This is a genomic window from Salinimicrobium maris (assembly GCF_049680855.1).
GTDB lineage: Bacteria > Bacteroidota > Bacteroidia > Flavobacteriales > Flavobacteriaceae > Salinimicrobium.
The window spans coordinates 477,432-490,429 of the sequence record NZ_JBMPGS010000001.1 but is presented as its reverse complement, the minus strand read 5'-3'; the positions used below and the strand labels follow the sequence as shown (position 1 = coordinate 490,429).

Genomic DNA, 12,998 nt, shown 5'->3' with positions numbered 1-12,998 from the left:
TTTTAATTGCTATTCCCCGGTTTGTTTGAATCCCTGGATCATTGCATATTTATTTTTTTGATAAGCTCTTTCTATGAAATCCATCACAGGCTTCCTTAACAGGATTCCCACAAGGCCTAATCCCGCAAGTACTGCTACGCCAACATCATAGGTAACCCATTTGTTGAGCGGCCAAAAAATCGCCACCGGAATAAAAATTAACGGAATTCCCACCAGCCATTGGGCTGCACCTGTTCCCTGGTAGTTCATAAAAGGGGATTTTTCAAGCTCAATTCTTTTTCGGTTAAAAGAACCTGCATACAGTAATATGGGCACGTTGATCCCTATATTATAAATGGCACAGGCAATATTCATAATGAGAATGTTTGTACCAAAATAGACATAAGGCGTGGTCAAAATAGTAAGTACAATAATGCTGAAAGTAATCAATCCAACTTTTGAAGCCAGGTATTTCTTTAACGGGATATTCTGCGACATCATCATTGAATAATAGGTGGCGTCCCAGGCGGGAATGAACTGCCCAAAGTTGATCATGAAGATTCCGGTCATAAATATGCCGACAAAGACAAACATTGTTTGCATCGATTGGTAGGTTTCCTGCGGATAAAAAATGAGACCATAGCCCATAATCACAAGAGAGAGAAAAATAGTTGTTTTAGGACGTTTGTTCCTCCAAATGAGTTTCATATCCAGCTGAAGAAAAGGCGCAATGTCTCCAAATCTTCGTACCCATTGGAATTCCTGAGTATTTACCTCTTTTGAAGGCCCACCAAGACCATCATCAAGATAGAACCTGCGCTCCAGGTTTCTTTGATTCCATTTGTAAAGAATTACCAGTAAAACTACAGGAACAATCGCCAACCACGGATTTAAAACCAGGTAATCAAGTGCATTCCCAAAGTAGAGCGTACTGCGGAAAATGTCAAAATATTCAAGCAATACAAGCGCAGCAACAAGCACAAGGAATGGAAGCAGGGCTTTCAGATTATCTGCAAATTTCTTCTTCAGAAGGAAATTTCCATAATCTACACAAAGTATAAGCGAGTAAACGGCAATCACCCAGCCAATGATGGCAAGAGGCGTAACTTCGGTTTTATAGGAAAGAAAAATTCCGAAGGGAATGATAAGCAGAAGTGGCAGGAGATTATAGAACGATAAAAGAGATTTTATCAACACATAATTCACCACTTTTCGCTTAGGAACAGGTGAGATCAACAGAGGTTTTACTGTCATCACCGGTAATGTTTTCAGGAAAAACCGGGCTACAAGTTCCATTCCCAGCCAAAGCAAAACAAAGCGGTTTGCCATGTGCAGCGGCGGTTGGTCTGGATAAAATTCTGTAAGAAGAGGGTATAATCCTATGCCCAGGAACAGGAAGATCACTGCAAAATAAATTGCCAGGAACCCCATTAATATCTTGAGGCCGATGCTTTTCCCCAGGCTGGAAGACCTGAAGAACGCTTTCCACTGCAAGTAGATGAAATGTTTGAACATTGTGGTTAGATTTTACAGTTATTAGTGGAAATCTTTAAGATTTGTTACATATCTGCTACAAATATTTTAATTCGGGATGCACTTTTTTCAATATCTCATCCTTCTTTTTTGGGAGCTTATAAAAGCATATGTAGCTGGTAAGGACAATAATGATAATAAAAAACGCTACAGCTGATTGTATATAAATATTAGTAGTAAAATCTAAGCCACTCAAAATGTGAATTGGAAGCCAAAGCAACGAAAAAGATCCTCCTGCATTGAAAATCATGGCTTCGAGGAGGTAAATCTTTTCACCTTTTTTCATTCGTTTTTTTAATGCATGTGATTCCAGGCCTATATAGACCAAAGCGACAATAGAAGATATCAAGAGTAATCCAATGAGGAAGTAAATCCCTGTTTCTGAATTTTGAAGAAAGAAAGAAAAACCAAATAAAAAAAGCATCAAAAATGTCATTTTTGGCTCCTGTAGAATAACCTTGGCCTCTTTCCAGATGATTTCCCAGTATTTTTTCTCCATTGCCCTTTGCCGCTTTTCCACAACATCTGAAAAACCAAAAATTCCAAATTTCTTGAATTCTTTTTGCAGGGCTTCTTCAAAGGGAATTTCAGTATTTTCCTTCCATTGCTGTTCAATTCCATTCGCCAGGTGATCCACCAGCTCTGTCTGCAGGTCATAAAACTCCACGTAATGCTGGCGGGTGAATTGGTATAAACGATCTATTTCAGAAGGATTCGGCGTTTTCATATTTCCGAATATTGTTTTTTATAAAATGCTGAAAGTTTAAAGGCAGCTAAAATAATTCCGCAATTTACCCATACAAGTAGGCTGTAAGATATTAACAGCCAACCAGCTGATGGTTCTACATTTTTTAGGAGAAGATAAAACAGGTAATTTACTATATATGCGTAAATAGATAAGCGATTGAGGAAGGATATCTTTAGTTTAGAAAAAAACCCAATCGGTACAAAGTATGCTCCCAAAAACAGGATAAGAAAAGATAATTGAAACAAAAGGTTCTCCTCCAGCTGTACAATATTTACATTACTTAGAATTACTGTAAATCCAAGACCCAACAAGACTGAAGGTGCTTTAAATAATTGGTTCCTGACTTCTTTTAAAACTTTTAGATCTACAGACCATCGCTGTTTTTTGGCATTTTTGAGAAGATTTTTCTTATTCCGAACCATGTATTTTTTAAAGGCACTGTAGAAATCTGAATTTACATCCTCGCTAAGATCTTTTTCTATGGCGCTGGCAACATGATCTGTCATCTCAATTCTTATATCCAAAAATTCAACTCCTGAATTTTTAAGATATCGATCAATGAACCTTATATTTTTACTGGTGAGTTTTTCCATCTTTATCCAAAAGTTGGTTTTAAGCCCAAGATTCCCTGCAGCGTTTCCATAAATTCCTCAAGTTCATTTAACTTACTTGCGGTTTCTTTTGTTCCTTTGTGGGTGAGTTTATAATATTTCCGAAGTCGATTATTTACTTTTAACACCTCAACCTCCAGCAGTCCTTCGGCTTCCAATTTGTGCAGTGCTGGGTACAATGCTCCTTCTGTTATCTTCAGCTTTCCCTTTGTGATCTCCTTTACTTTTTGAGTAATCTCATAGCCGTACATCTTGTCACTTTCACTTAAAAGTTTGAGAACAATGGTATTTAAACTTCCTTTATAAAGATTGGATTCAGGCATTACTTGGTCTTTTCCTTCTTCAAACATAACAAATTTTTTGAGTACCTAAGAAACTTAGGTATACCTTTTTTGATATTGTTAAGGAATTTACAACTCATACTTCGTATTTTTGCCCTTAAATAAGCAAAGACAATGAGTGATTTTTATTCTCTGAAAATCAAAGAAATTATTAGGGAAACTCCCAAAGCAGTAAGCATAGCTTTTGAAATACCCGAAGAGCTTAAGCAAAAATTTTCTTTCAAAGCAGGACAGTATATTACCGTTAAGACCAACATAGATGGTAAAGAAGTAAGACGTGCCTATTCTTTATGTTCACCTCCAACAGGCGACAGCTTTAAAGTCACTGTAAAAGAGGTAAAAGACGGAACATTTTCTGTTATCGCCAACAACAAATTAAAGGCGGGCGATATGCTGGAAGTTCACCCACCAGAAGGGAAATTTGTCTTTGAACCTGAAAACCATGAAAAGCCTCAAACCTATGCTGCCTTTGCTGCAGGAAGTGGAATTACCCCTGTACTGTCTATCCTGAAAACAGTATTGAGAGAAGAGCCTCTAAGCAGATTCATTCTTGTCTACGGAAACAGAACTCCAGATGAAACCATCTTTTTCAAGGAATTACTGGAACTACAAGCAAAATTCCCTGAACGGCTTTTTATAGAATTCGTTTACAGCCGTTGCAACGAAGAAAATTGTCATTACGGAAGGATTGATAAGGCCACCGTAAATTATGTCACCAAAAATAAGTTCAAGTCTGAAGACTTTAGGAAATTTTACCTCTGCGGACCTGAAACCATGATTGACCTGGTAAAGGAGGTATTGCTGGAGAATGGAATTCCGAAAGAAAATATTGCCTTTGAATTGTTCAGCACCAGCGATGAAGGTGAAGTGCAGGCCAATTTAGAAGGATCTACCGAATTAACAATTATGGTAGACGATGAAGAAACTACCTTTAAAATGGCACAAACAGCAACCGTTCTGGAAGCAGCATTAGAGCAAGGACTTGATGTTCCTTATTCCTGCCAGGGCGGAATTTGCAGCAGTTGTGTTGCACGAATCACTGAAGGAAAAGCTGAAATGCAGAAAAACTCCATTCTTGTTGACAGCGAAATTGAAGAAGGACTGGTATTGACCTGCCAGGCGCATCCAACCACCTCAACGCTGAAGGTGGATTATGATGACGTGTAGCCCCCGCAACCCCCCAAAGAAGGCAGTTTTTACACTCATACTTAAAAATTTAAAGCGGCTTTGCCGCTTTTGTTTTATTTTAGAAAACAGTAACGTAAAAGTAAGATTGTTCCCCCTGTGGGGGCTAGGGGGCTACCTCTTTAATTTTTTTCACCACCATTTCCGGGGAAATGCTGCGCATGGCATTTTCATAGCCTTCCGGCACCGTTTTTCCGTAAACGGAAGTAGGGATCTGCGGATATTTTTCAAGGTCAGGTAACAACTGATGGTTTTTCGGCTGCCCGTAAGGAGCAAACCCGGTGAATGGATGAGTAAGTCCCCACATGGTAATTACGGGAATCCGGAAATTCGCTGCTAAATGGCCATTCCCGCTGTCCATAGAGAGCATTGCATCTAGATTAGAGATAAGCGCCAGTTCGTCCTTAAAAGAGACTTTTCCCGCCATACTCGTAGCATTAGAATAGTTGCTTTCCCATTGATCCAGAATTTCTATTTCTTTGCTTCCGCCGCCAAAAAGGAAAATTTGCAGCTGTAGATCTTTTTCAAGTTCTTTCAAAACCTCTTCCATTAAATCTATAGGATAGACTTTTGAAGCATGCTGTGCAAAAGGAGCAATTCCCAGCCATTTTTTTGGTTGGGTTCCTGTTATTTTTCTTACTTCGGGTGTAAGGGTTTTTATCTTTAAAGATTCAAAAGTTGACACATCTACCGGCACGCCAAGGGCATCAAAAACATCTGCATAGCGCTGATGGGTGGTTTTTAACTGCTTGAAAATCTTGTTCTCCGGCCTGGTTAATGCTTTCTTTTCCTTTCTGCCCTTGTTGATCTGTTTGACTGGAATTCCGTAGAAACTAAACCAGGCTTTGAGAACATTTGACCGCAATACGTTGTGCAAATCGGCCACGGCATCAATGCCTTCCTTCCGAAGTTCTTTCGCCAGGCGCTTTAATCCGGGAATGCCTTTGTGTTTCCCTCTAATATCAGCTTCAAAAACAATTACGTTAGATAAATCTTCAAAAAGGGGTGCAAATTGCTTTTTGGTAAGCAACGTAAACTTAATCCCCGGATACTCCTGCGCAACATTCGTAAGCACCGGCACCATCATTGCGACATCGCCCATGGCCGACAACCGGATGACGAGGATGTGCTTTGGTATTTTCATAACAGGTATTCCAAAAAGGGCATTATTTGGTTCCTCTTAAAACAGGATTCAGTTCTTCATCATTGTACATTTTCATTTGCTTATAAACTTTCATGTACTTTTTCCCTTCGGCAATATCCTCCAAAAGTTGGTTAATTGCAGTAGAGAGATCTACTCTTTGTTCCAGTAAAACGTCAAGTTTTGCCTGGCATTTCATTTGGTGCTCCTGGGAAGCATCTGCCCGGTTCGCTTCTTCGTTCATATGATAGATCTTAAGCGCTAGAATGGAAAGACGATCTATTGCCCACGCCGGACTTTCAGAATTTATGGTAGCATCTTTTTTTGGCTTCACATCCTTGAAAAGATCCAGAAAATAACTATCAATATATTCCACCATATCTGTCCTGTCCTGGTTGGAAGCGTCAATTTGGCGTTTCAGTTTTAAAGCGGCTTCAGGATTGATGTTCGGGTCACGAATAATGTCTTCATAATGCCATTGTACGGTATCTATCCAGCATTTTCTGAACAACAAGTGCTCAATTAGCTGATCTTTTTCATCGTACGGATTTGAAAACTCCTGCCCTACTGTGTTTATGACGTGATATTTTTCAATTACTTCCTGAAATACCTTATTTGCCTTATCTGAAAACATATTATGTGGTTTTGAATGTCTTTTGTTGCTAATTCTACGGAATAATACGCATTGAATTCCATAGAAAGCAAAGGTATTATAATTCTTAATAGTATCTAAAGATAGGCGGCTTAATCAAATGCTCCTGCGCCCTTATGAAATTAAAAAATTATCCCGGAAAATACCATTTTTGGAACCTCTAGAACAAAACCAGAAGCAGCACCGGCAGACTTACTACCAACCATAATAAGACTTCCTGAAACCATTTGTCCTTTAGCAACTGAAAATAGTTGGTTACTATAATGGCTAGTGGCGCAAGAAAAAAGATCAATTCGCTGCTGTTTTTGGTAGGTGCGAGAACCGCCACTCCTATGGCGATGAAAAAGTACAGCAAAACCAGGAGCAGGGAGGATTTTAACATAGAACTCGCCCTTTGAATAATTCCCAGGTAAAAAACCAGTGACCAAAGGCTTAAGGCCAGTAAAAAAGATACAGGAAAAAGAACCGCCGGATTCCTATATTCAGAAAAATCAAATTTACTCTCCTGAAACCATTCAGAAAAAGTATAAAAAGTATCATTTATAAGTAGACTCACACAGGTACCAATGGATAGAATAGTTAGAAAAGATAAAACCGGTACCAGCCAATTCCTGATATTATGACTCACGTGAATAATAATTCCGAAGAAAACAACGCCCACAAAAAGAATAGACCAGAAATAAAAAAGGGAAGCAACACAAATCCATAAGGTCGCATCAAAAATCTTTTTCTTCGTCTCACGCTGCGTTTTTAAACTTATCACCCGCCGCATTGCCAGGAGTACGAAAAAATTGGCCAGCATCACATCATCATTCTTGAGTGCAGCAAACAACATGCAGGCAAAGGCGGCAAAAAGGATGGTTTTATATGCATTTCTTGAGGTGATCTCATTTCGCTTCGCAATGAAATCCATAAGAACGCTGCTTAAGATGAACACTACCAGCACCATAACTTCTTTAGAAATCTCCAAAAGAGTCGGTTCAAAATTACCGTCAAAAACAGCGAGACTGTAGAAGATCACCATGTAAGTGGCAATTACAATAAAACTAATAGGCCTTGTTTTGCTAAAAAAGCTTGTTAGCATTGAGGTTTTTTATATTTTTGTGACTCTAAATATATGTACAATGAGGGATTTTTTTGAAGGCATACAGTCGTTTTTTGAAGATATTGCATTTGCTCCATTAGATTACCTGCGCACGCTGGAACTTGACAGCTGGTGGTTAGCTAACCTTCTCAACTGGATTTTTGTTATAGTTGCAATGGCAGCATTTGTTTACTGGATGAAGCAACTCAAAAGTTTCAACGACAATAACGAAGAAGACAGAGACCCTTCTGCTCATTCCTTCTTAGGATAAGTCGAAACCAAGATCTTTTCTAAAATACATCTTATCGAAATGTAGTTTTTCTACATTTTGGTAAGATTTTTTTAGTGCCTGTTTGTAATCTTCCCCAAAGGAAGTCACAGCGATCACGCGGCCTCCATTCGTTTTTACCGTTCCATTTTCTTCGGAAGTCCCTGCGTGGAAAACAAGTGAATCTTCTATATTTTCAAGACCTGTAATTACTTTACCTTTTTCATAAGCTTCGGGGTAACCGCCTGAAACCAGCATTACTGTAGCTGCAGACTGTTCCTCGATCTCCAGGTTCACCTCATTCAGCTTTCCTTCAGAAGTCTTCTTGAAAACCTCTACAAGATCAGATTTTATCCTTGGGAGCACCACTTCTGTCTCTGGGTCGCCCATTCTCACGTTATATTCAATGACGTAAGGCTCCTCCCCTACTTTTATAAGTCCGATGAAAATAAAGCCTTTGTAGGTGATCTTTTCTTTTTTAATACCCTCTACCGTTGGTTTGACAATTCGGTCCTCAATTTTCTTCATAAAAACCTCATCGGCAAACGGAACCGGGGAAATCGCTCCCATTCCACCGGTATTCAATCCAGTGTTGCCTTCTCCAATTCTTTTATAGTCTTTGGCGGTTGGCAAGGTCAAATAGTTTTCACCGTCAGTGAGGACGAAAACGCTTAATTCCACTCCGTCGAGAAATTCTTCGATCACTACGGTAGAGCCGGCTTCTCCAAATTTACTGTGGGTGAGCATGTTTTCCAGTTCTGTTCTGGCTTCTTCTATGTCGTTAAGGATCAAAACCCCTTTTCCTGCGGCCAAACCGTCTGCTTTTAGCACGTATGGCGGCTTTAGAGTTTCAAGAAATTGCTTCCCGGCGTCTAAACTTTCCGCAGTAAAGCTTTGGTAGGCAGCTGTTGGAATTTTGTACAATGCCATGAATTCCTTGGCACGTTCTTTACTACCTTCAAGAAGAGCGCCTCTTTTTGAAGGACCAATAACCATCACATTTTTAAGCTGCTCATCCTTTTCAAAATAATCCTGAATTCCCTGTACCAAGGGATCTTCTGGACCCACGATGAGCATTTCCATTCTTTCCTTGAGCACAAATTCTTTTATGGCCTCAAAATCGGTCACCTTAATAGCAACATTAGATGCTATTTTTGAAGTTCCCGCATTTCCGGGAGCAACAAACAATTTGCTGCAATTCTTGCTTTGTGCGATCTTGTACGCAAAAGTATGCTCGCGCCCGCCTGAACCCAATATTAGAATGTTCATATTTTCAAAGTGGTTTTAATTCTTGTGTCAAAAATAAATGTTTGTAAATTGAAGCACCAATTTATTCACACAAAAAAGAAATTATTTCGCCATTGAACTGGTTTAGCCTTTCTCTACAACTCAACAGGTTTCCCATTAAAAAAGCGCAACAGGCTTTGAAGGAAATCCAGGGGATTCCTGCGGCCGAATATCCCGCTTTTGTTGAGCAGAGAAAAAAAGAGATCGTTCAATATCATCTTACAAATAATTCTTTTTATAAAAATTTCTTCGGAAACAGTCCTTTTCGGGAGTGGAAGGACGTGCCGGTAATGAAAAAGGAAGATTTACAGCGGCCGCTCGGGGAGCGTTTAAGCACCGGTTTTAACCTGAAAAAAGTTTATGTAGGCAAGACTTCCGGCTCCAGTGGAATTCCTTTTATTTTCGCAAAAGACCGTTTTTGCCACGCACTTTCATGGGCTGAATTCATTGATCGTTACAAGTGGTATGGTATTGACCTGGATAAATCTATTCAGGCCCGGTTTTACGGCATTCCGCTGGATCGCTTCGGATACTTCAAAGAACGGTTAAAAGATCGCTTCGGATTTCGCTACCGCTTTCCCATTTTCAATCTCAATGAGTCAAAAATGGAGGAATTTTTGGTTGATTTCAGAAATAGGAATTTTGATTATCTCAACGGTTACACCAGTTCCATCGTGCTGTTTGCTAAATTTCTTCGGAAGAAGAATATGATTCTTAAAACCCTTTCTCCTAACCTGAAATTATGCATTGTCACCAGTGAAATGCTTTTTGAAACAGATAGGATCCTCATGGAGAAACAATTTGGAGTACCGGTGGTGAATGAATACGGCGCTAGCGAACTGGGGCTTTTAGCGTTCGAAAATGCCGAAAAAGATTGGATTTTTAACAGTGAAACCATGTATGTTGAAATTCTGGATGAGCAAAACAGGGTGCTTCCCATAGGAGAAGAAGGCCGAATTGTAGTAACCTCGTTGTACAACAAAGCCCATCCATTTATTCGTTATGACATTGGAGATATGGGCAGCCTAGATGCTGGCAGCAGTGCCAAAAAGCCGCTTTTAAAGCAACTTTCCGGGCGAACAAATGATGTTGCTGTTTTGCCCAGCGGAAAAGTAGTACCGGGACTTACCTTTTATTATGTCACTAAAACCGTGATTGAAGACGAAGGCCTGGTAAAAGAATTCGTGGTCAAACAAACGGAAACTGATAAATTCAAAATCTTATATGTTTCAGAAATGGCACTTTCGAAGCATAAATTAGAAAAGGTAAGAAAAGCCATGACAGACTATCTGGAAGAAGGGCTGGAGCTGGAATTTGTTCATCAAACCACTCTCACCCGGAGTAAAAGGGGAAAACTGAAACAGTTTGAATCACTGCTTTAGCTTCACCAGCTGCTTACTTTTCACAAAGAACTGTTCGTATAAAAATCTCGAAATCCAATAGCTGCTTTTTAGCGCAGAAAATTTTAGTACTTTCCTGTAAACTTTATAATTATACTGTAACATTTCCTGTTTATTTGCCGAAATAGAACCTCTTCTCATCCTGTAAGTAGCCAGGGGTTCCAAAATACCTTTTGCCTCACCCGCTTTTTTAAGCGTCTGCAGCCACATCGCCCAATCCTGTCTTTTTCTAATGGGCGGACAATAGATTTTCCCAAGTTCTTTCGCGTTGTAAATTCCGGTGAGATTACCCACATAGTTTGCCTTCAGCAGCTTGGAAAAGGTCAGCTTTTCAAGCGCTTTTACCATTTCCTGAAGACTCCTTCCCTCTTCATCCATCAATTCATAACTGGAATAACACATGGAAAGCTTGTGGTTTCTCATAAAATCCAGCTGAGCCTGAAGTTTATGGGGTTTCCAAAGATCATCTGCATCTAAGAACGAAATGAAATCCCCTTCTGAAGCTTTTATTCCAATATTTCGAGCGAATCCTGCACCCTGGTTCACGGGAAGCGTATGCAGTTTGATGCGTTGATCCTGTTGCACATACTCCTTCACAAGATGATTTGTCTCATCTTTAGAAGCATCATCAATAATTATCAATTCCCAGTCTGCAAAGGTCTGTGCCCTTACAGAATCTATACTTTCAGAAATAAATTTTGATGCATCATAAGCGGGCATCACTATAGATACCACAGGAGAATTCTTCATTAAAATGCCATTTTTGGGTACAGTAATATTTTATTTTTATTTCTGAAAATATTTTCCATAAAAATTCTACTGCAACTTTCCAGGCTACTTTCTAACGTGTTGTGAAAAATCTTTGTGTTCACTCCTGTGAAGTTCTTCTTCGCTTAAATTCTTAAAGTAATCGTAGGTTCTTTGCATTCCCTCACTCCTGGAAACCTTTGGTTCCCATCCTAAGATTTCCCTGGCTTTGGAAATGTCCGGCTGGCGCTGCATGGGGTCGTCTTTTGGCAAAGGTTTATAGACGATCTTCTGGTTTGTGCCCGTAAGTTTGATGATCTCTTCAGCAAAATCTTTTATAGTGATCTCATGCGGATTTCCAATGTTCACAGGCTCTGAATAATCACTCAATAAAAGCCTGTAAATCCCCTCTATTTCATCATCTACGTAGCAAAAGGAACGCGTTTGAGAACCGTCTCCAAAAACCGTCAGGTCTTCTCCTCTTAACGCCTGACCTATAAACGCCGGAATGACACGCCCGTCATTTAACCGCATCCTTGGTCCATAAGTATTAAAAATTCTAACTATTCTTGTCTCGAGGCCATGATAGCGGTGATAAGCCATAGTGATAGACTCCTGGAATCTTTTGGCTTCGTCATATACTCCCCGTGGACCTATGGTATTGACATTTCCATAGTATTCCTCGGTTTGCGGGTGAACCAGAGGATCTCCATAAACTTCAGAAGTGGAAGCGATGAGAATACGCGCATTTTTCTCTTTTGCCAAACCTAAAAGGTTGTGCGTACCCAGGGAACCCACCTTTAAAGTCTGGATAGGAATTTTCAAATAATCAATGGGACTGGCCGGTGATGCAAAATGAAGAATATAATTTAGTTTTCCCGGAACATGAACAAAAGTGGTAACATCGTGATGATGAAATTCAAAATTATCCAATTTAAAAAGATGCTCGATATTACGAAGGTCCCCCGTGATAAGATTGTCCATCGCAATTACATAAAATCCTTCATCAATAAATTTATCACACAAATGTGATCCAAGGAACCCGGCTGCCCCTGTAATTAATATTCTCTTTGCCATTGGTTGGTTAATTTAAATTGAAAATAAGAAATAATTTTTAGTTGCACCTGCTTCTGTTGTTCCATATAAAATACTTAACGGTTTTTTTAGATTTCCAGGGCGGGAACCTTATATTAAATTGACTCCTGAATCTCTTCAGAAATTATAAAGCACACCAGCTTTAAGTATAATTTAACCCTAATTTTGAGCCTCTTAAGTTGATTTTATAAGTTTAATCATTACCTTGAAGAATAGAAAATTTGAAGAAAAATGAAAAAACTAACCATACCCGGACTCAACCCAAACGTAGGCAAAAATGAAAGAATAATTTCCCTTTTGGGAGGTGCATATATACTTTATGACGCACTGGGAAAAAAAGAGAAAAGCTTTACCGAAGCCGCTTTCGCAGGTTTCCTTCTTTTTCGTGGCGCCACCGGCTACTGCGGAATTTATGATGCCATGGGAAAAACCAAACCCGATGCCCATAGCAGGAACGTTAATATAAGAGTAACCCAAACTGTAGGGCGTCCTCCTGAAGAAGTTTTTGAATTCTGGAGTAAGTTTGAAAATCTACCTTTATTTATGGAACACCTGGAAAGTGTTAATAGTATAAACGATCATATTTCATTATGGAAAGCAGAACTTCCCGGCGGAGTTGGTACCCTGAGCTGGAAAAGTGAAATTGTAAAAATTAGACAAAATGAATTTATTGGATGGCAGTCTTTACCGGGCTCTGACATTGAAAATGCAGGAAAAGTTGAATTTAAAGAAATTCCAGGTTACGGGACAGAAGTTGATGTAGTGATCTCCTACAGCGCGCCGGGTGGAATTCCGGGGGAAGGTGCTGCGAGATTGATCAATCCGCTATTTGAAAAGATGGTGAAAGATGATGTATCAAATTTTAAACAATTCATGGAAGAGTACAACGAACCTGGAGAACGAGATCTTGCTGGAAAGCTATAGAAA

At 39.5% G+C, this 12,998-nt stretch carries 14 protein-coding genes; 4 read left to right on the top strand and 10 right to left on the bottom strand.

From position 1 onward, the window contains the following. Positions 1 to 9: 9 nt before the first annotated feature. From ACOV1Q_RS02355 to ACOV1Q_RS02340, 4 genes are read right to left on the bottom strand one after another with little or no spacing between them, the layout of a single operon-like run. Positions 10 to 1,494 carry a DUF5687 family protein gene (locus ACOV1Q_RS02355; RefSeq protein ID WP_424492833.1) on the bottom strand — a complete coding sequence of 495 codons (1,485 nt, stop codon included), beginning with the start codon at positions 1,492 to 1,494 and terminating at the stop codon, positions 10 to 12. A gap of 55 nt (positions 1,495 to 1,549) precedes the next feature. Next, positions 1,550 to 2,239, bottom strand: a complete 690-nt coding sequence (locus ACOV1Q_RS02350) for a G protein-coupled receptor family protein (protein ID WP_424492832.1) — start codon at positions 2,237 to 2,239, stop codon at positions 1,550 to 1,552. After that, the gene (locus ACOV1Q_RS02345) at positions 2,236 to 2,853 is read right to left on the bottom strand and encodes a hypothetical protein (RefSeq protein ID WP_424492831.1); all 618 of its coding nucleotides are present in this window, start codon (positions 2,851 to 2,853) and stop codon (positions 2,236 to 2,238) included. The genes ACOV1Q_RS02350 and ACOV1Q_RS02345 overlap by 4 nt, the downstream gene beginning before the upstream one ends. Positions 2,854 to 2,855: 2 nt before the next feature. Beyond that, positions 2,856 to 3,194: a PadR family transcriptional regulator gene (locus ACOV1Q_RS02340; protein ID WP_424493383.1), complete on the bottom strand. Its 339-nt coding sequence runs from the start codon at positions 3,192 to 3,194 to the stop codon at positions 2,856 to 2,858. 132 nt (positions 3,195 to 3,326) lie between these two features. Here ACOV1Q_RS02340 and ACOV1Q_RS02335 point away from each other — a divergent pair, with 132 nt between their 5' ends. After that, positions 3,327 to 4,379 carry a 2Fe-2S iron-sulfur cluster-binding protein gene (locus tag ACOV1Q_RS02335; protein ID WP_424492830.1) on the top strand — a complete coding sequence of 351 codons (1,053 nt, stop codon included), beginning with the start codon at positions 3,327 to 3,329 and terminating at the stop codon, positions 4,377 to 4,379. A gap of 124 nt (positions 4,380 to 4,503) precedes the next feature. Here the strand turns inward: ACOV1Q_RS02335 and ACOV1Q_RS02330 are convergent, their stop codons facing one another. The 3 genes from ACOV1Q_RS02330 to ACOV1Q_RS02320 all read right to left on the bottom strand — a co-directional run bounded on the left by ACOV1Q_RS02330 (position 4,504) and on the right by ACOV1Q_RS02320 (position 7,274). Continuing rightward, a complete protein-coding gene (locus tag ACOV1Q_RS02330; RefSeq protein WP_424492829.1) occupies positions 4,504 to 5,541 on the bottom strand; it encodes a glycosyltransferase family 9 protein in 1,038 nt (345 codons plus the stop codon). A gap of 22 nt (positions 5,542 to 5,563) precedes the next feature. Further along, positions 5,564 to 6,172 carry a DUF4254 domain-containing protein gene (locus ACOV1Q_RS02325; protein ID WP_424492828.1) on the bottom strand — a complete coding sequence of 203 codons (609 nt, stop codon included), beginning with the start codon at positions 6,170 to 6,172 and terminating at the stop codon, positions 5,564 to 5,566. 178 nt (positions 6,173 to 6,350) lie between these two features. Then, positions 6,351 to 7,274 (bottom strand): DUF6427 family protein, encoded by a 924-nt coding sequence (locus ACOV1Q_RS02320; protein ID WP_424492827.1) that lies wholly within the window; start codon positions 7,272 to 7,274, stop codon positions 6,351 to 6,353. Positions 7,275 to 7,314: 40 nt separating this feature from the next. Here ACOV1Q_RS02320 and ACOV1Q_RS02315 point away from each other — a divergent pair, with 40 nt between their 5' ends. Continuing rightward, positions 7,315 to 7,545 carry a DUF6341 family protein gene (locus ACOV1Q_RS02315; RefSeq protein WP_424492826.1) on the top strand — a complete coding sequence of 77 codons (231 nt, stop codon included), beginning with the start codon at positions 7,315 to 7,317 and terminating at the stop codon, positions 7,543 to 7,545. On the opposite strand, the gene purD is transcribed toward ACOV1Q_RS02315, so the two are convergent. Beyond that, positions 7,537 to 8,811 (bottom strand): phosphoribosylamine--glycine ligase, encoded by a 1,275-nt coding sequence (gene purD, locus ACOV1Q_RS02310; RefSeq protein WP_424492825.1) that lies wholly within the window; start codon positions 8,809 to 8,811, stop codon positions 7,537 to 7,539. The genes ACOV1Q_RS02315 and purD overlap by 9 nt on opposite strands. 92 nt (positions 8,812 to 8,903) lie before the next feature. Here purD and ACOV1Q_RS02305 point away from each other — a divergent pair, with 92 nt between their 5' ends. Further along, positions 8,904 to 10,211, top strand: coding sequence for a phenylacetate--CoA ligase family protein (locus tag ACOV1Q_RS02305; RefSeq protein ID WP_424492824.1), 1,308 nt, complete (start codon positions 8,904 to 8,906; stop codon positions 10,209 to 10,211). On the opposite strand, the gene ACOV1Q_RS02300 is transcribed toward ACOV1Q_RS02305, so the two are convergent. Beyond that, positions 10,200 to 10,979 (bottom strand): glycosyltransferase family 2 protein, encoded by a 780-nt coding sequence (locus tag ACOV1Q_RS02300; protein WP_424492823.1) that lies wholly within the window; start codon positions 10,977 to 10,979, stop codon positions 10,200 to 10,202. The genes ACOV1Q_RS02305 and ACOV1Q_RS02300 overlap by 12 nt on opposite strands. Positions 10,980 to 11,063: 84 nt before the next feature. Next, complete coding sequence (locus ACOV1Q_RS02295) at positions 11,064 to 12,053, bottom strand: UDP-glucuronic acid decarboxylase family protein (RefSeq protein WP_424492822.1); 990 nt, start codon at positions 12,051 to 12,053, stop codon at positions 11,064 to 11,066. A gap of 249 nt (positions 12,054 to 12,302) precedes the next feature. On the opposite strand from ACOV1Q_RS02295, the gene ACOV1Q_RS02290 reads away from it, so the two are divergent. Next, entirely contained in the window at positions 12,303 to 12,995 is a 693-nt protein-coding gene (locus ACOV1Q_RS02290) for an SRPBCC family protein (protein WP_424492821.1), read from the top strand. Positions 12,996 to 12,998 lie beyond the last annotated feature (3 nt).